Origin of the sequence: Shinella pollutisoli, assembly GCF_024609765.1 — a bacterium.
Taxonomy (GTDB): Bacteria; Pseudomonadota; Alphaproteobacteria; order Rhizobiales; family Rhizobiaceae; genus Shinella; species Shinella pollutisoli.
Genome location: NZ_JANFDG010000010.1, coordinates 109,641 through 131,638 on the forward strand (window position 1 = coordinate 109,641; position 21,998 = coordinate 131,638).

Sequence of the window (21,998 nt, forward strand, 5' to 3'; positions counted from 1 at the left end):
TGGAAAGGGCCGATTTTTGACGAGCGTGCCGACCGACCGAACGGTCTCCGCAGGGGAAGCGGATACGGATGCGGACCGGCAATCGAACCGGCTGGTGCGCCAGCCGGTCGCTTTCTATCTTGTCTGCCTCATCCTCGTCGCCATCATCCCCGCCTTCCTGTTCTCGATCCTCGTGCTCGACAGGACCAACGAGGCGCAGGAGCGGATCTTCGAATCGCTGCTGCGCACCTCGACGGGCGCGGTGAACCGCGCCGTCGAGCGCGAGATTTCCAGCATGTTCTCGACGCTGTCGGTGCTGTCGACCGCAAGCGGCCTGGAGACCGGCGACTATGCGGCGATGCATGCGCAGGCCGGCAAGGCGCTGGAAGGCAGCGGCGTGCGCTTTGTCGTGCTGGACACGGACCTCAACCCGCTTCTCGACACGCACGTGCCCTATGGCACGCCGCTGCAGGCCGCGCCCGACCCGGCATCCGCCCGCCGCGCGCTCGACCGCGACCAGCCCGCCGTTTCCGACCTCTTCTTCGATCCGACGGAGGAACGCTGGGCGTTCAACGTCTACCAGCCGATCGTCACCGACAACGGCAGGCGCGTCCTCCTCACGCTGACGAAGAATGCAGAGACGCTCCGCCGGGCGGCGAACCCCGACATCCTTTCGCCGGGCTGGAACGCCGCCGTGCTGGATTCGGCGGGCACCGTCGTCGTCTCGACGGACGCCAAGCAGGAGACGGGCAAGCCGTTCTTCCTCAAGGTGGTGCCGCCGCTGCGCATCGGCGTCAGCACCACGCGGCACAGGGGGACCAACTACCAGATCGTCACCGAGTTCTCGGCGCTCGCCGGCTGGCGCATGATCGCCTGGGCCAAGGCGTCGGACGTGCAGGCGCCGGCCGTCTCCTCCTTCCTCTGGCTGACGATCGGCGGGGCGATCTTCGCCGCCGCCGCCGCGGTCGGCACCTTCGGCATCGCCCGCGTGCTCTCGCGCGACGTTCGCCTGCTGGCGCTCGATGCCCGCAGGCTCGGGCAGGGCGAGCGCGTTCCGCGCCGCCGCTACGTCATCTCGGAGCTGGAAACCGTGTCGGCCGCCCTGTCGGAGGCCGCCGACGCGCGGGTGAAGTCCGAAAACGAGGTGCGCTTCCTGATGCGCGAGGTGGCGCACCGTTCGAAGAACCAGCTCACCGTCATCCAGGCGATGCTGAACCAGTCCTCCGCCGGTGCCGGGAACGCGGCGGATTTCGCCGACGCCTTCCGCAAGCGCGTGGCGGGGCTTGCCCGCTCGACCGACCTGATGATCGCCAATGCCACGCAGGGCGTGAACCTCGCCGAGCTCGCCCGCAACCAGCTGAAGCCCTTCACGCCGGACGATCCCGCGCGCGTGCGCATCTCCGGCCCCGTGGTGCTGCTCGACCCGCAGGCCTCGCAGACGCTCGGCATGGCGCTGCACGAGCTCTCCACCAACGCCACGAAATACGGCGCGCTCGCCAACGACACCGGCATCGTCTCGCTCAACTGGACGACGACGCCCACGGACCTGGAGCTCGTCTGGCGCGAGAGCCGGGCGACGATCGACCGGGAGGCGCTGGCCGACAGCCAGAAGGGCTTCGGCACCATCGTGCTCGAGCGCATGCTCGGCATGGCGCTCGGCGCGCGGCTGGAGCGCATCGTGCACGAGGACGGCATCGAATGGCGGGTGGCGATCCCGCTTGCGCGCCTGCGCGACGGCGGCACGCCGGAAAGGGAGACGACGTGACGAGCAGCCTTCCGTCCCGCCTGCCCGCGCTTGCCGGCAGCCTCCTTCTCCTCGCCGGGGCGGGGGATGCGGCGGCGCAGGGCGGCCGGTGCCTCGTCGACGATCCGACCGGCACGCCGCTCAACGTGCGCACCGCCCCGAACGGCGCGATCGCCGGCACGCTGCCGAACGGTGCCCGGGTCGATCCGCTGGACGAGACGACGGTCGGCACGAAGCGCTGGCTCTTCGTCTCGCGCGACGGCGAGCGGCTTGGCTGGGTCTTCGCCGCCTATGTCGTCTGCGACGCGGGCGAGGGGACGCGCGAGGCCGCGCCCATCCCGCCGGCGGGGCAGCGATAGGCTCTTTCCTTTCGCAGCCGATTGGTTTATAGGCACCGCCAGCAATGCGGGCATATGCCGCTTGCCTTCACGGCCATCGCTGGACGACATCCCGGCTTTTGGCGACCCGTTCTCCATTCATGAAAGGACATACGATGTCGATCACTGCTGAGCGCAAGGCCGCTCTGATCAAGGAATACGCCACGAAGGAAGGCGACACCGGCTCTCCGGAAGTCCAGGTCGCGATCCTGACCGAGCGTATCAACAACCTGACCGGCCATTTCAAGGACCACAAGAAGGACAACCACTCCCGTCGTGGCCTTCTGACCCTGGTTTCCAGCCGCCGCTCGCTTCTTGACTACCTCAAGAAGAAGGACGAAGCCCGTTACACGAAGCTGATCGCAGCTCTGGGCATTCGCCGCTAAACCGCTTCCGGCGGGCGCTTCCCGGCGCCCGCCGGCTTTCTTTGCGGAACTCGCTTCCGCCGGTCGTTCCGCACGGGTTCCCGTGCGAGACGGACTTTCCAGCAGGCCGGATGGGCCGGTCCTGCGGAGCCAACCGATGACCTGTCATGGGGCAGGATTGCAGGATGCTTCCGGCGGCTCGGGCCGCCAGTCTTACGAAGAAGCCTCCCGTTGTCTTGCCCATGATACGTCACGAATGCGGACGAGCCGCCCGCGCCTTTCCGAGGCGGCGGCGCGCCGATCCGCCAAGAAGGACAAGACATGTTCGATACCCATACGGTCGAAATCGAATGGGCCGGCCGCCCGCTCAAGCTGGAAACCGGCAAGGTCGCCCGTCAGGCCGACGGCGCCGTGCTCGCCACCTACGGTGAGACGGTCGTTCTCGCCACCGTCGTTTCGGCCAAGGCTCCGAAGCCGGGCCAGGATTTCTTCCCGCTCACCGTCAACTACCAGGAAAAGACCTACGCGGCCGGCAAGATCCCCGGCGGCTACTTCAAGCGCGAAGGCCGTCCCTCCGAGAACGAGACGCTCGTCTCCCGCCTGATCGACCGTCCGATCCGCCCGCTCTTCCCGGAAGGCTACAAGAACGACACCCAGGTCATCGTCACCGTCGTCCAGCACGACCTGGAGAACAATCCCGACGTGCTGTCGATGGTCGCCGCCTCCGCTGCGCTGACGCTGTCGGGCATCCCCTTCATGGGCCCGATCGGCGGCGCGCGCGTCGGCTACATCAACGGTGAATACGTCCTAAACCCGCATCTCGACGAGATGGACGAGTCGAGCCTCGACCTCATCGTCGCCGGCACGCAGGAAGCCGTGCTGATGGTCGAGTCGGAAGCCAAGGAACTGCCGGAAGACGTGATGCTCGGCGCCGTCGTCTTCGGCCAGAAGGGCTTCCAGCCGGTCATCGACGCGATCATCAAGCTCGCCGAAGTCGCCGCCAAGGAGCCGCGCGAGTTCGATCCGGAAGACTATTCCGCGCTCGAGGCCGAGATGCTCGGCCTTGCCGAAGCCGAGCTGCGCGACGCCTACAAGATCACCCAGAAAGCCGACCGCTACGCCGCCGTCGACGCCGTCAAGGCCAAGGTCAAGGCGCACTTCCTGCCGGAAGGCGCCGTCGAGCTGAAATACAGCGCCGAAGAGATCGCCTCGGTCTTCAAGCACCTGCAGGCCAAGATCGTCCGCTGGAACATCCTCGACACCAAGAGCCGCATCGACGGCCGCGACCTGGAGACGGTCCGCCCGATCGTCGCCGAGGTCGGCCTGCTGCCGCGCACGCACGGCTCGGCCCTCTTCACCCGCGGCGAGACGCAGGCGATCGTCGTCGCGACCCTCGGCACCGGCGAGGACGAGCAGTATGTCGACAGCCTGACCGGCATGTACAAGGAGCGCTTCATGCTCCACTACAACTTCCCGCCCTATTCGGTCGGCGAGACCGGCCGCATGGGCTCCCCGGGCCGCCGCGAGATCGGCCACGGCAAGCTTGCCTGGCGCGCCATCCGCCCGATGCTGCCCTCCGCCGAGCAGTTCCCCTACACGCTGCGCGTCGTCTCCGAGATCACCGAGTCGAACGGCTCGTCCTCGATGGCGACCGTCTGCGGCACCTCGCTCGCCCTCATGGACGCCGGCGTTCCGCTGGCCAAGCCGGTCGCCGGCATCGCCATGGGCCTGATCAAGGAAGACGACCGCTTCGCCGTCCTCTCCGACATCCTCGGTGACGAGGACCACCTCGGCGACATGGACTTCAAGGTCGCGGGCACGGAAGCCGGCATCACCTCGCTGCAGATGGACATCAAGATCGACGGCATCACCGAGGAGATCATGAAGGTCGCGCTGAACCAGGCCAAGGGCGGCCGCCTGCACATCCTCGCCGAGATGGCCAAGGCCATCACCGAAGGCCGCTCCGAGCTCGGCGAGTTCGCCCCCCGCATCGAGGTCATGAACATCCCGGTCGACAAGATCCGCGAAGTCATCGGCACGGGCGGCAAGGTCATCCGCGAGATCGTCGAAAAGACCGGCGCCAAGATCAACATCGAGGACGACGGCACGATCAAGATCGCCTCCTCGTCGGCGAAGGAGATCGAAGCCGCCCGCAAGTGGATCCACTCCATCGTCGCGGAGCCGGAAGTCGGCCAGATCTACGAGGGGACGGTCGTCAAGACCGCCGATTTCGGCGCCTTCGTCAACTTCTTCGGCCCGCGCGACGGCCTCGTGCACATCTCGCAGCTCGCCCAGGAGCGCGTCGCCAAGACCTCGGACGTCGTCAAGGAAGGCGACAAGGTCTGGGTGAAGCTGATGGGCTTCGACGAGCGCGGCAAGGTCCGCCTCTCCATGAAGGTCGTCGACCAGGCGACCGGCAAGGAGATCGTCGCCGAGAAGAAGAGCAACGACGGCGAAGCCGCCGAATAAGCCTTGCCTGACGGGATAGAAGGGGCGCGGAGCGGCATGTTCCGCGCCCCTTTCCTTTGAAACGCCTTCCGGATCCGACCATGACGCGCGACGCCCTGAAAACCCTGTTCCACCCCTTCGCGACCGGCACGCTGGCGCTGCCCGGCGCGGGCGAACGCTATCTCTTCCTCGGCGCCGAGGCCGGCCACCGCCCGCCGGAGGGCTTTGCCGCGGCAATCGACGCCGTGCAGCCTCTGCGCCCGCTCTACCGCGCGCTGGAGGCGGCCCGCGTGCCTGCGCAGCCGGTCGCCGGCGGCGAGGATTACGACGGCGCGCTGGTGCTCCTCAACAAGCACAAGGGCGAGAACGAGAACCGCATCGCCGAGGCGCTCAGGCGCGTGCGCACGGGCGGGCTGATCGTGATCGCCGGCGGCAAGGAGGACGGCGTCCAGTCGCTGAGGAAGCGCCTCGACCAGCTCGGCCTTTCCGGCGACTCCATGCCGAAATACCATGGCCTCGCCGTCTGGTTCGCCCGGCCGGAGGATGCCTCGGCGGCGATCGCGAAGCTGGCGGCGAAGCCCGTGCGCGTCGCCGGCCGCTTCACCGCCGCCCCGGGCATGTTCTCGCACGACCGGATCGACGAGGGCTCGGAGCTGCTCGCCACCCGTATCCCCGAGGACTTCCGCGGCCACGCCGCCGATTTCGGCGCCGGCTGGGGCTATCTCTCCGTCATGCTCGGCGGCCGCGCGCCCGAGGCCAAGGGCGTCGACCTGTTCGAGGCCCATTACGAGGCGCTGGAGGCGGCCAGGGAGAACATGGCGGAGAACTGCCCGAACGTTCCCGCCCGCTACTACTGGATGGATCTCGCAAGCGAGACGCCGCGCGACCATTACGACCTCATCGTCATGAACCCGCCCTTCCACGAGGGGCACGCGGCCGACCATGGCCTCGGCGCGGCGATGATCCGTGCGGCGGCCAAGGCACTCAAGGTCGGCGGCCGGCTGCTGATGGTCGCCAATCGCGGCCTGCCCTACGAGCCGGTGCTCAAGGAGGCCTTCAAGGAGAGCGGCGAGGTCTGCCGCAACGCGCGCTTCAAGGTGCTCTGGGGCCGGCGCTGAGCTTCGGCTGCGACATTCTTCGCCTCCCGGCGCGGTTGCCATTTCGCGGAAACGGGCCCATCATCCGCGGACCGTTCCCGTTCAGGAGACCAGCCATGGCTTTTGGACCCGCAAGACCGCCGCTGACGGAAGACGTGGCGGAGGTGATCGCGAAGGAAGTCAAGGAAGGGGAGGGCCATACGCCCACCTCCGAGGTGCCGATTGCCTTCCTGCGCAAACGTGCCGACGGAAAACCGCTGGAAATGAACGCCCGCGTGCGCGCCCTGCTCGTCACCGTCGCGGCCGGGGCGGTGCTGCTGCTCGTCGTGCTGGCGTTGTTGTAGAATTTGCGACCTGCCCTCATCCCCCTGCCGGGACTTCTCCCCGCAAGCGGGAGAAGGGAAAACGGAACGGCATAAATTCCTCGCCCCGCTTGCGGGGAGAGGACGCCGGCAGGCAGGCGAGGGGCAATCTCGCCCCGTTCCTTATTCGCTGTCGGCCGAGCGCAAGCGCTCCAGGGTCGGCATGGATGTGATGTTGTAGCCGGCGTCGACGTAGTGGATTTCGCCGGTGACGCCGCTCGACAGGTCGGAGAGCAGGTAGACCGCCGAATTGCCGACGTCCTCGATGGTGACGGTGCGGCGCAGCGGCGCGTTCTTCTGCTGCCAGGAGAGCATGGCGCGCGCGTCGGAGATGCCCGCGCCCGCGAGCGTGCGGATCGGGCCGGCCGAGATCGCGTTGATGCGGATGCCGCGCGGGCCGTAGTCGCCGGCGAGATAGCGCACCGAGGCCTCCAGCGCCGCCTTGGCGACGCCCATCACGTTGTAGTTCGGCATGATGCGCACCGAGCCGCCATAGGTGAGCGTCAGCATCGTGCCGCCTTCCTCCATCAGGTCGGCCGCGCGCCTTGCGATCTCCGTGAAGGAGAAGCAGGAGATCACCATCGTGCGGGAGAAATTCTCGCGCGTGGTGTCGGCGTAGAGGCCCTTCAGCTCGTTCTTGTCGGAAAAGCCGATGGCGTGCACGACGAAGTCGAGCTTGCCCCACCGGTCCTTGAGCGCGGCGATCGTCGCGTCGACGGAGGCGATGTCCTCCACGTCGCAGGGCAGGATGAAGTCGGAGCCGAGCTCGGCGGCGAGCGGCTTCACGCGCTTGCCGAGCGCCTCGCCCTGGTAGGTGAAGGCGAGCTCGGCGCCCTGGCCCGCGAGCTTCTGGGCGATCCCCCAGGCGATGGAATGATTGTTCGCGACCCCCATGATAAGGCCGCGCTTACCGTTCATGATGCCGGTCATGCTATCACCCGTTGTAGCGCTGGAAGACCAGCGTGGCGTTGGTGCCGCCGAAGCCGAAGGAGTTGGAAAGGACCGTGTCGATCCTGGCGTTGTCGATGCGCTTGCGCACGATCGGAACGCCCTCGAATTCCGGATCGAGCTCGGTGATGTGCGCGCTCTCGCCGATGAAGCCCGCCTGCATCATCAGGAGGCCGTAGATCGATTCCTGCACGCCGGCGGCTCCCAGCGAATGGCCGGTGAGCGACTTGGTCGACTGGATGTGCGGGATCCTGTCGCCGAAGACCTCGCGGATCGCGCCGATCTCCTTCGAATCGCCGACCGGCGTCGAGGTGCCGTGCGTGTTGATGTAGTCGATCTCGCCCTTCACGGTGGAGAGCGCCTGGCGCATGCAGCGCACCGCGCCCTCGCCGGAGGGGGCGACCATGTCGTAGCCGTCGGACGTCGCGCCGTAGCCGACGAGCTCGGCATAGATCTTGGCGCCGCGCGCCCTGGCGCGTTCCAGCTCCTCCAGCACCAGCACGCCCGCGCCGCCGGCGATGGCGAAGCCGTCGCGCGTCACGTCATAGGCGCGGGACGCGGTGGCCGGCGTGTCGTTGTGCTTGGAGGTCATGGCGCCCATGGCGTCGAAGAGGTTCGACATGGTCCAGTCGAGGTCCTCGTGGCCGCCGGCGAACATCAGGTCCTGCTTGCCCCACTGGATCATCTCGGCGGCGTTGCCGATGCAGTGCGCCGAGGTGGAGCAGGCCGACGAGATCGAATAGTTGACGCCGTGGATCTTGAACCAGGTGGCGAGCGTCGCCGACGCCGTCGACGACATCGCCTTCGGCACGGCGAAGGGACCGATGCGCTTGGGCGAATTGTTCTTGAGCGTGATCTCCGCCGCCTCGATCAGCGTGCGGGTGGAGGGGCCGCCGGAGCCCATGATGATGCCAACGCGCGGATTGGCTGCGTAGTCGGCTTCCTCCAGGCCGGAATCAGCGATCGCCTGCTTCATGGCGACGTGGTTCCAGGCCCCGCCCTGGGAGAGGAAGCGGGCGGCGCGGCGGTCGACGAGGTCGGTCGTGTCGATGTCGGGCGAGCCCCAGACCTGGCAGCGGAAGCCGTGATCGGCGAAGTCCTGGGAGAAGCTGATGCCGGAGCGCGCGTCGTGGAGCGACGCCGTCACCTCGTCCGCATTGTTCCCGATGGAGGATACGATCCCCAGACCCGTGACAACAACCCGTCTCATTTTCCTGACCTTTTTTCTGGAACGTCCGTCTTCCTGCGGGCGGGCTCAAGCCGCCGTTCAGGCCTTCGACAGGCCGACGCGCAGGTCGCTCGCCTGGTATATGGTCTCGCCGTCGGCCTTCAGCCAGCCGTCGGCCGTGCCGAGCACGAGGCGGCCGCGCATGACGCGCTTGAAGTCGATGCCGTATTCGAGGAGCTTCGTCTCCGGGCGCACCATGCCCTTGAACTTCACCTCGCCGGTGGAGAGCGCCATGCCGCGGCCTTCCTCGCCGAGCCAGCCGAGGAAGAAGCCGGTGAGCTGCCACATCCCATCGAGGCCGAGGCAGCCGGGCATGATCGGGTTGCCGGCGAAGTGACAGGGGAAGTACCAGTCGTCGGGGCGCACGTCGTATTCGGCGCGGACATAGCCCTTGTCGAAGGCGCCGCCCGTCTCGGAGATGTCGGTGATGCGATGGACCATCAGCATCGGCGGGAGAGGAAGCTGCGCATTGCCGGGGCCGAACAGCTCGCCGCGTCCGCAGCGCAGGATTTCCTCATAATTGAAGCTGGATTGCCTGGTCGTCATCTCGGTGTCTCATCCCCGGTCTGTCTTGTCGTCATGACTTTAGCTTTAGAGGAGGATCGGCGCGATTTGAAGCACCCGCGCCGTCCACTTTCGTCCTGCCTTGCCCGGCCCGGGCGAGACGTGAATTTCGAAAGCCGCATACATGATGCGGGGGCCGACAGCCAGCGCAAAGTGGCCGGGAGAGGGGAAACGCGCCGGTTTTCCGCAGGTTGCACGGTTTTGCAGCGCGGCAATCCTATTGAATCCGGTCCGCGCAAAAGTTATATGAAAATTTCAGGATTGTCGTTCAAGGCCCCATACGAGCGGACCCGTCGCCCATGACGCATGCATATGAGCTGCCCATCGAAGAGCGTCTGCGCCATTTCGGCTTGCGCCCGACCCGCCAGCGCGTGGCGCTGGCCGATCTGCTTTTCGCCAAGGGCGACCGCCACCTGACGGTGGAGGAACTGCATGAGGAGGCCGTGACCGCCGGGGTTCCGGTGTCGCTTGCCACCGTCTACAACACGCTGCATCAGTTCACCGAGGCGGGCCTCATCCGCGTCCTCGCGGTCGAAAGCTCCAAGACCTACTTCGACACCAACGTCTCGGACCATCACCATTTCTTCATCGAGGGCGAGAACCAGGTTCTCGACATCCCGATCAGCAACCTGACGATCGGCAACCTGCCGGAGCCGCCGGAAGGCATGGAGATCGCCCATGTCGACGTGATCATCCGGCTGCGCCCGCGCACCCGCACCTGATCACATCACATCGTCCGGATGCCGCCCCGGCCGCGGCCTGTAGACCGGAATGCTCCAGCCGAAGCGCAGGGCCCCGCCGCGCACGACGAACGCCGTCCCCATGCCGATCGACGAGGCCGCCCAGAGAGGAAGGCCGGCGACCGTGGCGGTCGTGAAGGCCGAGGCGCCCGCAAGCGCCGCCGTCACGTAGACCTCGCGCCGGAGCAGCACGGACGGCTCGTTGGCGAGCAGGTCGCGCAGGATGCCGCCGAAACTCGCCGTCAGCACGCCGGTCGTCACCGCGACGGCGGGCGAGCCGGTCGCCGCGAACCCCTTGGCCGCACCCATCACGCAATAGGCCGAAAGCCCCAGCGCATCGAGCCAGAGCAGCAGCCGGTAGCGCGATTCCACCCGGTGCGCGGTGAAGAAGACGACGAGCGCCACGGCGACGCAGACGACGAGATAGGTCGGGTTGACCACCCAGAAGACGGGCGTCGCGCCCAGCACGACGTCGCGGAACGTGCCGCCGCCGATGCCGGTGGCGGCGGCGAGGAACAGGAAGCCGATGATGTCGAGCTCCTTGCGGGAGGCTGCGAGCGCGCCCGTGGCCGCGAAGACCGCGACGCCGGCATAGTCGGTGAGTTCCAGGATCGGCACGGTCGTTTCCCCTCCGCGGGCACAGCTTCGCGACAGCCTGCCCGGTGTAAATAGGCCCGCATGGCCCCGGCCGGAATCGGCCGCTCGCCGCATAATGACCGAATCGCCCGCCATGGAAAGGTTGTGAGATGGCCGTCCGCATCAGAATCCTCGCGACGCTCGCCGCAATGATCCTCGTTGCCCCGTTGTCCGTCCGGGCCGCCGAGATCGTGCCGGACGCGCTCGCCCACGAGCAGGCCGAAGTCGCCAGACGCTGCAAGACGCCGATCTACGGCCAGGACTTCGCCGACACCGTCGATTTCAACAATGACGGCCTGCCGGACCTCGTCACCAATCTCGGCGCCGTCAATTGCGACGGCATTCCCGGCGGGCTCTGCGGCAATGTCGGCTGCCCGCACAATTTCTACATCCGCGTCGCCGAAGGCGGCTATTTCCTCGCCGCCAATGCCGATCTCTACGGCTACGAGCTGAAGAAGCGCTATGGCAACATGGTGCTGGAGCTGAAGGCGAATGCCGCAAGCTGCGGTCGCGACGACAGCGATTATTGCATCATGACCATCCGCGTGCGCGGCGCCCGCTTCGAGACGATCTCCAAGAAATAGCCGCTATTGCGGGAAGAGCGCATGCGTGCGCCCCGCAAGATAGTAGACGAGCAGGCCGGTCCATTCGCGCAGCGCCGTCGTCATGAGCTGGCTGTTGGTCGACGGCTGCGTGAAATCGAGCGCGAGGCGCGCCTCGCCCGTCGTGCGGTAGTCCGTCGGCCAGGGCAGTACCTCCAGCCCGGCCTTGCGGAACAGCCCGACCGCGCGCGGCATGTGGAAGGCCGAGGTGACGAGCAGGCAGTCGGCAAGGCCGTTCTCGGTAAGCAGCGTCTTCGTGTAGGCGACGTTCTCAAAGGTCGTGCGCGACTGGGTCTCGCGGATCAGCCGCTCCGGCGCGATGCCGAAGGTGTCGAAGAAGCGCGACGCGACGGCCGCGTCTCCTTCGTAGCGGCCGCTGAAGGAGCCGTCGCCGCCGGAAATGAGGATGCGTGCCTCCGGGAAATCCCGCGCCAGCCGCAGCGTCTCGACGAAGCGGTCGCCCGCCTGGTTCATCTCGAAGCCGCCGCGCGCGGAGATCACCTCCGCCTCCACGCCCCCGCCGAGCATGACGATGCAGCCGGGCCCGCCCGCCGGCGGCACGGCGCGGGGGAAACGGTCCTCCAGCGTCTGCAGCAGCACCGAACCGGCCGAGGTGAAGAGCGTCACGAAAAGGAGGATCGCGGCGAGCGCGACGGCGCCGGTGCGGATGCGGCGCCAGCGCAGGAGGCCGGCAAGCAGGCCCGCGACGAGAAGCAGGAAGGCGAGCGATAGCGGCTGCGCGAGGAGCCAGAAGATTTTCGAGGCGTAGTAGATCACGGTCCGTCCGTCTGGTCATTCATGCCCGCGCCAGTGCCGGCGCGGCCTTGCCCCGCCGCATATAGACGATGCCGGCCGCCAGCGCGACGCCGATGACGAGGATCGTAAGTGCGAGCAGCGGACGATAGGCGACCCAGGCGACGGCGATGACCAGCGGCCCGACGAGCAGGGTGAGGATCAGCGCGACCGCGCTCGTGCCGAAGCGGACGATCGAGCCGACGAAGGGGACGACGTCGGCGACGACACCGAGGATCGAGAAGACGAAGGCGAAGCCGACGAAGAGGCCGACGAGCCCGCCGGCGCGCACCAGCCAGGTGATGACCGTGTTCTCGCTCTGCGCCGTGTCGAACATGGCGGCCGCATCGACGAGGCCGGCGCCGCTCAGGAAGAGCTCGCGCCCGTTCGTCGTCCTGTAGGGGGTCAGCGCCGTCCCGCGCTGCGCGCCGACGAAGCTCGCCTCGGCGATATCGGACCGCTCGAAGCGGATGCGGATGTCGCCCACCTCGGGGTCCTGCGGATCGAAGGAGAAGACCGCCTGGCCGCCGACGATGGAGACGGGCTTGCCGAGCGGCAGCGCCTCGCCCATGCGGCGCGCGTCGGCGGCGGTGAGCGCGACGGGCCGCTCCTCGCCGAGGCGCGCGACCGCGCGCCCGTCGACGCTGAAGGCGCCGATCCGCGCGCTTTCGACCGGGAAGGCATCGTCGTCCACCGGCTTCTTCGGATTGTCATGGCCGGACTGGCGGAAGCTGTCGGAGCTCACGTCGCTCCGCGTCCACTCCTTGTGGTAGGAATAGATGGTCACGGTCTCCTCGCTGCCGCCGAGCTGCTTGCGCGTCTCCGATTTCGAGCGCTCCACCCACTGGTACATCTCGACGATGCGGTCGAGCCCGGCCGCGCCCTCCGCCGTGACGCCGAAGACCGGATCCCCCGGCACGCCGACCGGCTTCACGGCGCCCGTGACATGCACGAGCCGACCCTCGTTCGCCGGATCGACGGAGCCGTTGTCGACCGGGACCACGAGGCCCGCCCCCTCCACGAGCGCCCTGTAGGTTTTCACGGACCGCCCTTCGTTCCAGAAGAGCAGCCAGACGCAGGCGACGAGCAGCAGGAGCCCGACGACGATCTTGACGAGCGCCCCCTTCAACCGGGCGAACCAGGAGATCGTGGTGGTTTCGGTGAAGCTCATGGTGTCCCTCGCGCCGGCGTTCTTCCGAGCGATACGGCCGGTCCCCGCCGTTTATTCTCGTCCCGGCCCGTTTTGCAGCGGCGCGCGGGCCGGTCAAGGCATTGCGCATGCCCTTTCCGGTCGCCGGCACCGCAACGCAAGGCGTGGCGGGGATCGCTATGACGGCCCCGCCTACAGCAGGAAATACCCCTCGGTGAAGGTGAGGGCGTCGTCGAGATGAATGGCGAGGTCTGCCTTGCCGTCGCCGTTCACGTCGCCGTAGATGTAGCTGTCCGACGCCTTCTTCTCGTAGCGAAGCTCGCCCGCGGTCTTGGAGAACTCCGCCGTCCCGATGAAGTCGAAGCCATCATTCGCCTTCGTCCTCGCGTCCGCGTCGATCGCCCGCAGGTCGATCCGGTCGCCCTGCTTGCCGTTGAAGTCGAAGATCGTGTCGCGGCCGGACTTGGACAGCGCCGTCTCCTTGACCGACTTGAACACGAAGCTGTCCGCGCCGGAGCCGCCCTGGAGCTTGTCGGCACCAAGGCCGCCGGTAAGCTTGTCGGCGCCTGCCCCGCCCTTCAGCGTGTCGTCGCCCTTGCCGCCGGAAAGCGTGTTCCTGCCGGCATTGCCGGTGATCGCGTTGGCAAGCCCGTTGCCGGTGCCGTTGATCCCCGCCTTGCCCGTCAGCGTCAGGTTCTCGACCTGGCTGGAAAGCGTGTGGCTCACCGAGGCCCTGACGAGATCGATGCCCTGGCCATGGATCTCGACGACCTTGTCGCTTCTGCTGTCGACGATGTAGGTGTCGTTGCTGCTGCCGCCTTCGAGCCGGTCGGTGCCCGTGCCGCCGTCCAGCAGATCCTTTCCGGCTCCGCCGTAGAGCCTGTCGGCGGAGGCCCCGCCATAGAGCTTGTCATTGCCGGACCCTCCGTAGAGCCTGTCGTCGCCGGTCCCGCCGCCCAGCTGGTCGGCTCCGTTGCCCCCGTCCAGAAGGTCCGCGCCCGCGCCGCCGTACAGCCTGTCGTTGCCCGCACCGCCCTTGAGGACGTTCTTGCCGGCATTGCCGATGATCTTGTTGGCGAGGTCGTTGCCGGTGCCGCCGAGGCCGGCCGTGCCCGTCAGCGTCAGGTTCTCGTGGAAGCTGCCGAGCCTGTGCGAGACGGAGGCGAGGACGAGATCGACGCCGTCGTCGGCATATTCCCGCTCGAATTTATCGCCCGCGCCGAAGATGTAGGTATCGTTGCCGCCGTTGGCGCAGCGGTAGACATCCGCGCCCGCGCCGCCGTCGTAGAGGTCGTTGCCGGTGCCGCCGTCCAGCAGGTCGCTGCCGGCGCCGCCATAGAGCCGGTCGTTGCCGGAAAAGCCGAACAGGTAGTCGTCGCCGTTTTCGCCGTGAAGCGTGTCCGCCCCGTCGCCGCTCGCGCTCGCATAGTAGCCGCCGCCGTCGATGTAGTCGTCGCCGTCGCCGCCGTAGATCACGTCCGCGCCGTTGCCGCCGTCGACATTGTCGTCGCCGCCGGCGCAGTAGAGGATGTCGTTGTCGTCGCCGCCGTCCATCTCGTCGACGCCGGCGCTGCCGTAGAGCCTGTCGCTGCCCGCATCGCCGAACAGCGTGTTGCGGATGGTCTCGAAGGTCGTGTTGTTCGACAGGCCCGCCCACAGGGTGTCGTTGCCGCCGCCGCCGCGCAGGGTGTCCGAGCCGCTGCCGCCGACCAGCACGTCGTTGCCCGTGCCGCCGTAGAGCTGGTCATTGCCGGCCTGGCCGTAAATCTGGTCGTTGCCGGCATCGCCGTGGAGCACGTCGGAGGCGCCGTTGCTGCTGGTCGCCCAGTCCGGCTCGTCGGTGCCGCAGTCGCCGAAGATGCGGTCGTTGCCGTCGCCGCCGTAGATGGTGTCGCCTTCCGCACCGTCGTCGCCGTCGTAGTAGATGTCGCCGAAGATGGTGTCGTCGCCGCCGAAGCCGCGCAGCGCGCCCTGCGTATGGGCCGAATCGAAGTCGCCGTAATTGTCGTAGGAGCCGTCGCCGAGCACGAGGGCCTTGCCCCACAGGATGTCGTTGCCGTTCGTGCCGTTGTTGTTGCCGTTCGCATCGCGTGCCATGATACCCTCGCTTGTCGTGGCGGTCCGCACCGCCGGTTTGCGCGCTCCCGGCGGAGCACAATCCCGGGGTCGCCGCCGCGACGGCGGATGCGCGTCGCCTGCGCCCCCTTCTGTCAGCCTCGCGCCCGGGCGATGCCGTGCGCTCGCGCCCCTTTCCGGGGTTCGATGGAGGCGAGCTTACTCCGCTGCCGGCCGCGCTGGCTTGGGGAGGGTCTCAGGGTTTTGGGATGCTGACGGCTGCGTCAGTTCAGGGCGAGGCCCTGGCGGATATCGGACGGCGTTGCCTGGAAGCGCCGCCGGAAGACCTGGTTGAACCAGGAGATGTCGCCGAAGCCGACCATCAGGGCGATGGCGGCGATGGTGTGGTGCCTGAACCGGGGATCGAGCAGAAGGCCGTGCGCGTGGTCGAGCCGCTCGGCCGTCACGTGGTCGGTGAAGCTGGTGCCTTCCTCGTAGAACAGCGCCCGGACATAGGGCACGCTGATGCCGTGGCGGCGCGCGAGCCATTCGAGGGAGAGGCGCGGATCGCACAGATGGGCGGCGATGTCGGCCTTGATCGCATGCCGGCGGGCGGCGCGCACGCCGTTCCTGCGGGCATGTTGCCCGCTGTCGCGCTTCGCACCGAGCATCAGCACCGTGAGATCGACGAGATGGGCGGCGAAGACCGCCTGGTCCGGCGCGGGAATATCGGCATGGCTGTCGAGCAGCGACACGGCGTAGCTGTTGAGAAGATGGGCCGCGGGATCGCGCAGCGACCACGTCTTGAGGAGGTTGTCGCTGGAGGCGATGCGATCGACGACGAGGCGGCGCGGAATGGCGATGCTGAGGCAGGAGCTGCGCTCGGCGACGGTGGTCACCGTCTTGCGGTCGCGCCGCATCACGTTGACGTCGCCCGGCCGGATGAAGAGGTTTTCGCCCTTTGCGTCATGCACGCCGTTGCCGCCGGCGACGCTGAGATAGAGGAGGTCCTCCTCGTCCGACGGGGTGACGAGGGTGACGGGCGTCGTATTGGCGTGGGCGATATGCACGCCGCCGACGCCGCGCAGCGTCACGTCGATATCGACCGGCCCATCGCCAAGGAAGTCGATCCCGGTGCGCACATGGCCGTTATAGACCGCCTCGACGAGCTCCCGCCGCAGGTTCTCGGCCGTATCTCGCGTGGAAAACTGGACGATGGACATGGACGATCCCGAGCAAAAGTGGGGCTGTTCCGGCCTGCAATGGACAGACCGGGCAGGCCCGGCTGCAAGATCAAAACGTGCGAGCAGCCGCCTCTATTCTCACGGCCGCGATACCGGATGCGCATACCGTTGATCGTATTGAAGCCAGGTGTTCCGCTTCGGCACGCCCGTCGGTAGAAGGTTGCCGCCAATCGCATGCAAGGAACCCGCCCGTGGGATCAAGGCGTTACGAGGTTGATCTCGAGCCTAGCTCCAGTGGCCTCGGCATATCGGCGCAGGGTGGAGAGGGACGGGGAGACACCGCCGCCTTCCAGCCGGGCGATGGCCGATTGCGTCGTGCCGATGCGCTTTGCAAGCTCGGCCTGGGAGAGCTTCGCCTTCGTCCGGGCATGGACGAGGGTTTCGATAAGCCGGAATTCTGTGTCGGCCTTCTCGTATTCCTGCCGGAATTCCGGGTTGTCCATCAGCTTCTTCTTGAGGTCTGCGATCTTCGTCATGGCTTCACCTCTTTCATCCGCGCTCTCGCAATATCTAGGGCGGCTTTCGGGGTCTTCTGCGACGTCTTCACGAAGACATGCAGGATGATCACACGCCGTCCGGTGACGGTCACGTAAATGCCGCGTGCGATACCTTCGGAAGCCTTGGCGCGCAGTTCCCAAAGCTTGCCCTCCAGATGCTTGACGTGCGGTTCCCGCAACTGCTCCAGGCCAATGTTCTCGACCGCTTCCATGAGACGGATGAGCCGGGCCTGAAGGCCGGGCGGCAACGCCCCGATTTCGGAATCGACAATGTCGAGGGTCTCAACCGTCCATCGCATAAAGGCTATATAGCGAATATGCGATAATCATGCAATGGGCATGGTAGTATGAGGCGGAGCGCTGATTTGCGTTCTCGGGGTGCCCCGGGGGTGCCCCGAGGTCGGAAAGCAGAATGCAGCGAAAGTCGCGGTCTGGTAACTTACTGTATTTTCAGGAGAAATTTGGTGGAGCTAAGCGGGATCGAACCGCTGACCTCTTGCATGCCATGCAAGCGCTCTCCCAGCTGAGCTATAGCCCCATAACGGGTCCGGCAGGGCCGGTTTTCCGGGAACCGAAGCGGCGTGCCGTTCGGTGAGCGGGTTCTTACTTCTGCTGCCCGAAGATGGCAAGCCGAAAATTGAAATCCGGCCGATTTTTTTGAAATCGGCCGGAAATCAAGATCTTAAGCTTCGTCGTCGTCGCCGGTCACGCCGATGATGCCGGTCATGTCGTCGTCATCGTCCTCTTCCTGCTCGAGGAAGGTGTCGTCGTCGTCGCCGTCGATCTCCACGTCGTCGTCGCCGAGATCCGGCAGGTCGTCGCCGCCCGCCGCATCCTCGTCGGCGTCCTCCAGCGAGACGAGCTCGACTTCCGTGTTCTCCGTATCGACCTCGTTGATGTCCTCCTCGTCGTCCTTCTCGAGGACGGCGGCCGCCGAGGTCTCCTCGAAGAAGGAGAGCGGATAGGACTTGCCGGTATAGGGCGACACGATCGGGTCGCGGTTGAGATCGTAGAACTTCTTGCCCGTTTCCGGATCGATGCGCTTGGTTCCGAGTTCCGGTTTTGCCACAGTCAAAGCCTCATCTGTGCCGTATCTTTCCGGCGGGGCCGGGTGTCGCCGGCGCGTTGAAGGTAGAATGATTAGCCGGTCCCCATAATCGTCTTGCCGTTCCCTGTCAAAGCGAAACTTCGCCGCGCGCCCGCGGGCGCGGGATTGTTCCGCCGGGAGGATGACGCTTCCGATCCTTTGTGATAGCAAGCGCCCGTTCCCGCGCGGGAAGCCCAGGTTATATAAGGAAGACGCATCATGTCGCACGGCGCCACCGCCCGGCCCGCCATTGCCCGCAAATCCTCCGGCCTTGCCGGAACCGTCCGCATTCCCGGCGACAAGTCGATCTCGCACCGTTCCTTCATGTTCGGCGGCCTTGCCAGCGGCGAGACCCGCATCACCGGCCTGCTCGAAGGCGAGGACGTCATCAACACCGGCAAGGCGATGCAGGCCATGGGCGCGAGGATCCGCAAGGAGGGCGACGCCTGGATCATCAACGGCGTCGGCAACGGCGCGCTTCTCGCTCCGCAAGCGCCGCTCGATTTCGGCAATGCCGGCACCGGCTGCCGCCTGACGATGGGCCTCGTCGGCGTCTACGACTTTCCCTCCACCTTCGTCGGCGACGCCTCGCTCACCAAGCGGCCGATGGGCCGCGTGCTGAACCCGCTGCGCGAGATGGGCGTGCAGGTGACCGCCGCCGAGGGCGACCGCCTGCCCGTCACGCTGCACGGGCCGAGGACGCCGACGCCGATCACCTATCGCGTGCCGATGGCCTCGGCCCAGGTCAAGTCCGCCGTGCTCCTCGCCGGCCTCAACACGCCCGGCATCACGACGGTGATCGAGCCGGTCATGACCCGCGACCATACCGAGAAGATGCTGCAGGGCTTCGGCGCCAATCTCACCGTCGAGACGGATGCCGAGGGCGTGCGCACCATCCGGCTCGAAGGCCGGGGCAGGCTCAGCGGCCAGGTCATCGACGTGCCGGGCGACCCGTCCTCCACCGCCTTCCCGCTGGTGGCGGCGCTTCTGGTGCCGGGTTCGGACGTCACCATCCTCAACGTGCTGATGAATCCGACGCGCACCGGCCTCATCCTGACGCTGCAGGAGATGGGCGCCGACATCGAGGTCCTGAACCCGCGCCTTGCCGGCGGCGAGGACGTGGCGGACCTGCGCGTGCGCGCCTCGGCGCTTAGGGGCGTCACGGTGCCGGAGGACCGCGCGCCGTCGATGATCGACGAATATCCGGTGCTCGCCGTCGCGGCCGCCTTCGCCGAGGGCGCGACCGTGATGAACGGGCTGGAGGAACTGCGCGTCAAGGAGAGCGACCGCCTCGCGGCCGTGGCGGCCGGCCTCAAGCTCAACGGCGTCGACTGCGACGAGGGCGAGGCCTCGCTCGTCGTGCGCGGCCGTCCGGACGGCAAGGGGCTCGGCAACGCCTCGGGCGCCGCCGTCGCCACCCATCTCGACCACCGCATCGCCATGAGCTTCCTCGTCATGGGCCTCGTCTCGGAACATCCGGTGACGGTCGACGATTCGACGATGATCGCCACCAGCTTCCCGGAATTCATGGACCTGATGGCGGGTCTCGGGGCGAAGATCGAGGTCGCCGAATGAGCTTCGTCGTCGCCATCGACGGCCCGGCCGCGGCCGGCAAGGGCACGCTCGCGCGCCGGATCGCAGAGGCTTACGGCTTCCACCATCTCGACACGGGCCTCACCTACCGCGCGACCGCCAAGGCGCTCCTCGACGCCGGCCTGCCGCTCGACGACGAGGGCGTGGCGGAGGAGGTCGCGCGCGACATCGACCTTTCCGGCCTCGACCGGGCGGTGCTCGCGCGCCACGAGATCGGCGAGGCGGCCTCCAAGGTGGCGGTGATGACGCCGGTACGCCGTGCGCTGGTGGAGGCGCAGCGCCGCTTCGCCGCGAAGGCGCCGGGAACGGTGCTCGACGGCCGCGACATCGGCACCGTCGTCTGCCCGGCCGCGCCGGTGAAGCTCTACGTCACGGCCTCGCCGGAGGTGCGGGCGCGGCGGCGCTACGACGAGATCGTCGCCGGCGGCGGCACGGCGGATTACGCGGCGGTCTTCGCCGACGTGAAGACGCGCGACGCCCGCGACATGGGCCGCGCCGACAGCCCGTTGCGCCCCGCCGCCGACGCGCACTTGCTAGATACGTCCGAAATGAGTATAGAGGCGGCGTTTTCGGCGGCGAAGTCGATCATCGACGCCGCGCTTAAGCAATAGAACGAAGCCTGTCCCCGCGCCGGATGTGCTGCCCGTGAGGCAGCGGACATCGCCTCGTTCATGACCAACGCTAACCCCCGGCGCCCGTGCCCGAGAGGCACATCAGGAGTTTCAATGTCTCAAGCAAACCCCACGCGCGAAGATTTCGCAGCCCTTCTGCAGGAATCCTTCGCCGCCAACGATCTCGCCGAAGGCTATGTCGCCAAGGGCATCGTCACCGGGATCGAGAAGGACGTCGCCATCGTCGACGTCGGCCTCAAGGTCGAAGGCCGCGTTCCGCTGAAGGAATTCGGCGCCAAGTCGAAGGACGGCTCGCTGAAGGTCGGCGACGAGGTCGAGGTCTATGTCGAGCGCATCGAGAACGCGCTGGGCGAAGCCGTCCTGTCGCGTGAGAAGGCCCGCCGCGAAGAGAGCTGGGCCAAGCTCGAAGTCAAGTTCGAGGCCGGCGAGCGCGTCGAAGGCGTCATCTTCAACCAGGTCAAGGGCGGCTTCACCGTCGATCTCGACGGCGCCGTCGCCTTCCTGCCGCGTTCGCAGGTCGACATCCGTCCGATCCGCGACGTCACGCCGCTCATGCACAACCCGCAGCCCTTCGAAATCCTCAAGATGGACAAGCGCCGGGGCAACATCGTCGTTTCGCGCCGCACGGTCCTCGAAGAGAGCCGCGCCGAGCAGCGTTCGGAAATCGTCCAGAACCTGGAAGAAGGCCAGGTTGTCGACGGCGTGGTCAAGAACATCACCGACTACGGTGCGTTCGTCGACCTCGGCGGCATCGACGGCCTGCTGCACGTCACCGACATGGCCTGGCGCCGCGTCAACCATCCGTCGGAGATCCTGAACATCGGCCAGCAGGTCAAGGTCCAGATCATCCGCATCAACCAGGAAACCCACCGCATCTCGCTCGGCATGAAGCAGCTCGAGTCGGATCCGTGGGACGGCATCGGCACGAAGTATCCGGTCGGCAAGAAAATCTCCGGCACCGTCACGAACATCACCGACTACGGTGCGTTCGTCGAGCTGGAGCCGGGCATCGAAGGCCTGATCCATATCTCGGAAATGTCCTGGACCAAGAAGAACGTTCACCCCGGCAAGATCCTGTCCACGAGCCAGGAAGTCGACGTGGTCGTCCTCGAAGTCGACCCGACGAAGCGCCGCATCTCGCTCGGCCTCAAGCAGACGCTGGAGAACCCGTGGCAGGCCTTCGCGCACAGCCACCCGGCCGGCACCGAAGTCGAAGGCGAAGTCAAGAACAAGACCGAGTTCGGTCTGTTCATCGGCCTCGAAGGCGACGTGGACGGCATGGTGCACCTCTCCGACCTCGACTGGAACCGTCCGGGCGAGCAGGTCATCGAGGAATACAACAAGGGTGACGTCGTTCGCGCCGTCGTTCTCGACGTGGACGTCGACAAGGAGCGCATCTCGCTCGGCATCAAGCAGCTCGGCCGCGATTCGGTCGGCGAAGCTGCCGCATCCGGCGATCTGCGCAAGAACGCGGTCGTCTCCTGCGAGGTCATCGCGGTGAACGACGGCGGCGTCGAAGTGCGCCTCGTCAACCACGAGGACATCACGTCGTTCATCCGCCGCGCCGATCTTTCGCGCGACCGTGACGAACAGCGTCCGGAGCGTTTCTCGGTCGGCCAGGTCGTCGACGCCCGCGTCACCAACTTCTCGAAGAAGGATCGCAAGATCCAGCTTTCGATCAAGGCGCTGGAAATCGCCGAAGAGAAGGAAGCCGTCGCGCAGTTCGGTTCGTCCGACTCGGGCGCCTCGCTCGGCGACATCCTGGGCGCGGCCCTCAAGAACCGCGGCAACGCCGAGTAAGCCTCGCTTGCCCTGAAAAGACGAGGCCCGCGGAGAGCGATCTCCGCGGGCTTTTTCG

The 21,998-nt window shown here is 66.9% G+C and carries 22 protein-coding genes and 1 tRNA gene; 11 read left to right on the forward strand and 12 right to left on the reverse strand.

What is annotated here, in order from left to right:
* Positions 1–25: 25 nt before the first annotated feature.
* From NNZ72_RS10375 to NNZ72_RS10400, 6 genes are all read left to right on the forward strand, one after another.
* Positions 26–1,744 carry a sensor histidine kinase gene (locus NNZ72_RS10375; RefSeq protein WP_257315266.1) on the forward strand — a complete coding sequence of 573 codons (1,719 nt, stop codon included), beginning with the start codon at positions 26–28 and terminating at the stop codon, positions 1,742–1,744.
* Complete coding sequence (locus NNZ72_RS10380; protein ID WP_257315231.1) at positions 1,741–2,082, forward strand: SH3 domain-containing protein; 342 nt, start codon at positions 1,741–1,743, stop codon at positions 2,080–2,082. The genes NNZ72_RS10375 and NNZ72_RS10380 overlap by 4 nt, the downstream gene beginning before the upstream one ends.
* Before the next feature lie 134 nt (positions 2,083–2,216).
* Entirely contained in the window at positions 2,217–2,486 is a 270-nt protein-coding gene (rpsO, locus tag NNZ72_RS10385) for a 30S ribosomal protein S15 (RefSeq protein WP_257315232.1), read from the forward strand.
* A gap of 300 nt (positions 2,487–2,786) precedes the next feature.
* A complete protein-coding gene (pnp, locus tag NNZ72_RS10390) occupies positions 2,787–4,934 on the forward strand; it encodes a polyribonucleotide nucleotidyltransferase (protein WP_257315233.1) in 2,148 nt (715 codons plus the stop codon).
* Between the two features lie 80 nt (positions 4,935–5,014).
* Positions 5,015–6,031, forward strand: coding sequence for a class I SAM-dependent methyltransferase (locus tag NNZ72_RS10395; protein ID WP_257315234.1), 1,017 nt, complete (start codon positions 5,015–5,017; stop codon positions 6,029–6,031).
* 95 nt (positions 6,032–6,126) lie between these two features.
* Complete coding sequence (locus NNZ72_RS10400) at positions 6,127–6,354, forward strand: hypothetical protein (RefSeq protein ID WP_257315235.1); 228 nt, start codon at positions 6,127–6,129, stop codon at positions 6,352–6,354.
* Positions 6,355–6,495: 141 nt separating this feature from the next.
* Here NNZ72_RS10400 and fabI read toward each other — a convergent pair whose 3' ends face one another.
* The 3 genes from fabI to fabA are packed head-to-tail and all read right to left on the reverse strand — an operon-like array spanning position 6,496 to position 9,094.
* A complete protein-coding gene (gene fabI, locus NNZ72_RS10405; RefSeq protein ID WP_257315236.1) occupies positions 6,496–7,302 on the reverse strand; it encodes an enoyl-ACP reductase FabI in 807 nt (268 codons plus the stop codon).
* Positions 7,303–7,306: 4 nt separating this feature from the next.
* Positions 7,307–8,530 (reverse strand): beta-ketoacyl-ACP synthase I, encoded by a 1,224-nt coding sequence (gene fabB, locus NNZ72_RS10410; protein ID WP_257315237.1) that lies wholly within the window; start codon positions 8,528–8,530, stop codon positions 7,307–7,309.
* A gap of 57 nt (positions 8,531–8,587) precedes the next feature.
* Entirely contained in the window at positions 8,588–9,094 is a 507-nt protein-coding gene (gene fabA, locus NNZ72_RS10415; protein ID WP_257315238.1) for a 3-hydroxyacyl-[acyl-carrier-protein] dehydratase FabA, read from the reverse strand.
* Positions 9,095–9,411: 317 nt separating this feature from the next.
* Between fabA and irrA the strand changes: the two genes are divergently transcribed.
* On the forward strand, positions 9,412–9,834 hold the full coding sequence (irrA, locus tag NNZ72_RS10420; protein WP_257315239.1) for an iron response transcriptional regulator IrrA: 423 nt from the start codon (positions 9,412–9,414) through the stop codon (positions 9,832–9,834).
* Here irrA and NNZ72_RS10425 read toward each other — a convergent pair whose 3' ends face one another.
* Positions 9,835–10,470, reverse strand: coding sequence for a trimeric intracellular cation channel family protein (locus NNZ72_RS10425; protein ID WP_257315240.1), 636 nt, complete (start codon positions 10,468–10,470; stop codon positions 9,835–9,837).
* Between the two features lie 128 nt (positions 10,471–10,598).
* Here NNZ72_RS10425 and NNZ72_RS10430 point away from each other — a divergent pair, with 128 nt between their 5' ends.
* A complete protein-coding gene (locus NNZ72_RS10430; protein ID WP_257315241.1) occupies positions 10,599–11,072 on the forward strand; it encodes a hypothetical protein in 474 nt (157 codons plus the stop codon).
* 3 nt (positions 11,073–11,075) lie between these two features.
* On the opposite strand, the gene NNZ72_RS10435 is transcribed toward NNZ72_RS10430, so the two are convergent.
* From NNZ72_RS10435 to NNZ72_RS10480, 8 genes are all read right to left on the reverse strand, one after another.
* Positions 11,076–11,864: a YdcF family protein gene (locus NNZ72_RS10435; protein ID WP_257315267.1), complete on the reverse strand. Its 789-nt coding sequence runs from the start codon at positions 11,862–11,864 to the stop codon at positions 11,076–11,078.
* Between the two features lie 22 nt (positions 11,865–11,886).
* Positions 11,887–13,053 (reverse strand): TMEM43 family protein, encoded by a 1,167-nt coding sequence (locus NNZ72_RS10440; RefSeq protein WP_257315242.1) that lies wholly within the window; start codon positions 13,051–13,053, stop codon positions 11,887–11,889.
* A 171-nt stretch (positions 13,054–13,224) separates the two neighbouring features.
* Positions 13,225–15,129 (reverse strand): calcium-binding protein, encoded by a 1,905-nt coding sequence (locus NNZ72_RS25455; protein ID WP_306766252.1) that lies wholly within the window; start codon positions 15,127–15,129, stop codon positions 13,225–13,227.
* 242 nt (positions 15,130–15,371) lie between these two features.
* On the reverse strand, positions 15,372–16,310 hold the full coding sequence (locus tag NNZ72_RS10460; protein WP_257315243.1) for a helix-turn-helix transcriptional regulator: 939 nt from the start codon (positions 16,308–16,310) through the stop codon (positions 15,372–15,374).
* 218 nt (positions 16,311–16,528) lie between these two features.
* Positions 16,529–16,807 (reverse strand): helix-turn-helix domain-containing protein, encoded by a 279-nt coding sequence (locus NNZ72_RS10465; protein ID WP_257315244.1) that lies wholly within the window; start codon positions 16,805–16,807, stop codon positions 16,529–16,531.
* Entirely contained in the window at positions 16,804–17,127 is a 324-nt protein-coding gene (locus tag NNZ72_RS10470) for a type II toxin-antitoxin system RelE/ParE family toxin (RefSeq protein WP_257315245.1), read from the reverse strand. The genes NNZ72_RS10465 and NNZ72_RS10470 overlap by 4 nt, the downstream gene beginning before the upstream one ends.
* Before the next feature lie 163 nt (positions 17,128–17,290).
* A tRNA-Ala gene (locus NNZ72_RS10475) sits at positions 17,291–17,366 on the reverse strand.
* A gap of 144 nt (positions 17,367–17,510) precedes the next feature.
* On the reverse strand, positions 17,511–17,897 hold the full coding sequence (locus NNZ72_RS10480; RefSeq protein WP_257315246.1) for a TIGR02300 family protein: 387 nt from the start codon (positions 17,895–17,897) through the stop codon (positions 17,511–17,513).
* Positions 17,898–18,134: 237 nt separating this feature from the next.
* Between NNZ72_RS10480 and aroA the strand changes: the two genes are divergently transcribed.
* The 3 genes from aroA (at position 18,135) to rpsA (ending at position 21,940) form a co-directional block, all read left to right on the forward strand.
* On the forward strand, positions 18,135–19,490 hold the full coding sequence (aroA, locus tag NNZ72_RS10485; RefSeq protein ID WP_257315247.1) for a 3-phosphoshikimate 1-carboxyvinyltransferase: 1,356 nt from the start codon (positions 18,135–18,137) through the stop codon (positions 19,488–19,490).
* Complete coding sequence (gene cmk / locus NNZ72_RS10490) at positions 19,487–20,119, forward strand: (d)CMP kinase (protein WP_257315248.1); 633 nt, start codon at positions 19,487–19,489, stop codon at positions 20,117–20,119. Before aroA ends, cmk begins: the two co-directional genes overlap by 4 nt.
* A gap of 114 nt (positions 20,120–20,233) precedes the next feature.
* Positions 20,234–21,940 carry a 30S ribosomal protein S1 gene (gene rpsA, locus NNZ72_RS10495; protein ID WP_257315249.1) on the forward strand — a complete coding sequence of 569 codons (1,707 nt, stop codon included), beginning with the start codon at positions 20,234–20,236 and terminating at the stop codon, positions 21,938–21,940.
* Positions 21,941–21,998: the final 58 nt, after the last annotated feature.

What these genes read in the sequence shown, in the direction of transcription:
- irrA (WP_257315239.1), top strand. Translation starts at nt 9,412, where the DNA reads ATGACGCATGCATATGAGCTGCCCATCGAAGAGCGTCTGCGCCATTTC.
- NNZ72_RS10400 (WP_257315235.1), top strand. Translation starts at nt 6,127, where the DNA reads ATGGCTTTTGGACCCGCAAGACCGCCGCTGACGGAAGACGTGGCGGAG.
- fabB (WP_257315237.1), bottom strand. Translation starts at nt 8,530, where the DNA reads ATGAGACGGGTTGTTGTCACGGGTCTGGGGATCGTATCCTCCATCGGG.
- NNZ72_RS10440 (WP_257315242.1), bottom strand. Translation starts at nt 13,053, where the DNA reads ATGAGCTTCACCGAAACCACCACGATCTCCTGGTTCGCCCGGTTGAAG.
- pnp (WP_257315233.1), top strand. Translation starts at nt 2,787, where the DNA reads ATGTTCGATACCCATACGGTCGAAATCGAATGGGCCGGCCGCCCGCTC.
- fabI (WP_257315236.1), bottom strand. Translation starts at nt 7,302, where the DNA reads ATGACCGGCATCATGAACGGTAAGCGCGGCCTTATCATGGGGGTCGCG.
- rpsO (WP_257315232.1), top strand. Translation starts at nt 2,217, where the DNA reads ATGTCGATCACTGCTGAGCGCAAGGCCGCTCTGATCAAGGAATACGCC.
- NNZ72_RS10460 (WP_257315243.1), bottom strand. Translation starts at nt 16,310, where the DNA reads ATGTCCATCGTCCAGTTTTCCACGCGAGATACGGCCGAGAACCTGCGG.
- rpsA (WP_257315249.1), top strand. Translation starts at nt 20,234, where the DNA reads ATGTCTCAAGCAAACCCCACGCGCGAAGATTTCGCAGCCCTTCTGCAG.
- NNZ72_RS10465 (WP_257315244.1), bottom strand. Translation starts at nt 16,807, where the DNA reads ATGACGAAGATCGCAGACCTCAAGAAGAAGCTGATGGACAACCCGGAA.
- NNZ72_RS10430 (WP_257315241.1), top strand. Translation starts at nt 10,599, where the DNA reads ATGGCCGTCCGCATCAGAATCCTCGCGACGCTCGCCGCAATGATCCTC.
- fabA (WP_257315238.1), bottom strand. Translation starts at nt 9,094, where the DNA reads ATGACGACCAGGCAATCCAGCTTCAATTATGAGGAAATCCTGCGCTGC.
- aroA (WP_257315247.1), top strand. Translation starts at nt 18,135, where the DNA reads ATGTCGCACGGCGCCACCGCCCGGCCCGCCATTGCCCGCAAATCCTCC.
- NNZ72_RS25455 (WP_306766252.1), bottom strand. Translation starts at nt 15,129, where the DNA reads ATGGCACGCGATGCGAACGGCAACAACAACGGCACGAACGGCAACGAC.
- NNZ72_RS10395 (WP_257315234.1), top strand. Translation starts at nt 5,015, where the DNA reads ATGACGCGCGACGCCCTGAAAACCCTGTTCCACCCCTTCGCGACCGGC.
- cmk (WP_257315248.1), top strand. Translation starts at nt 19,487, where the DNA reads ATGAGCTTCGTCGTCGCCATCGACGGCCCGGCCGCGGCCGGCAAGGGC.
- NNZ72_RS10470 (WP_257315245.1), bottom strand. Translation starts at nt 17,127, where the DNA reads ATGCGATGGACGGTTGAGACCCTCGACATTGTCGATTCCGAAATCGGG.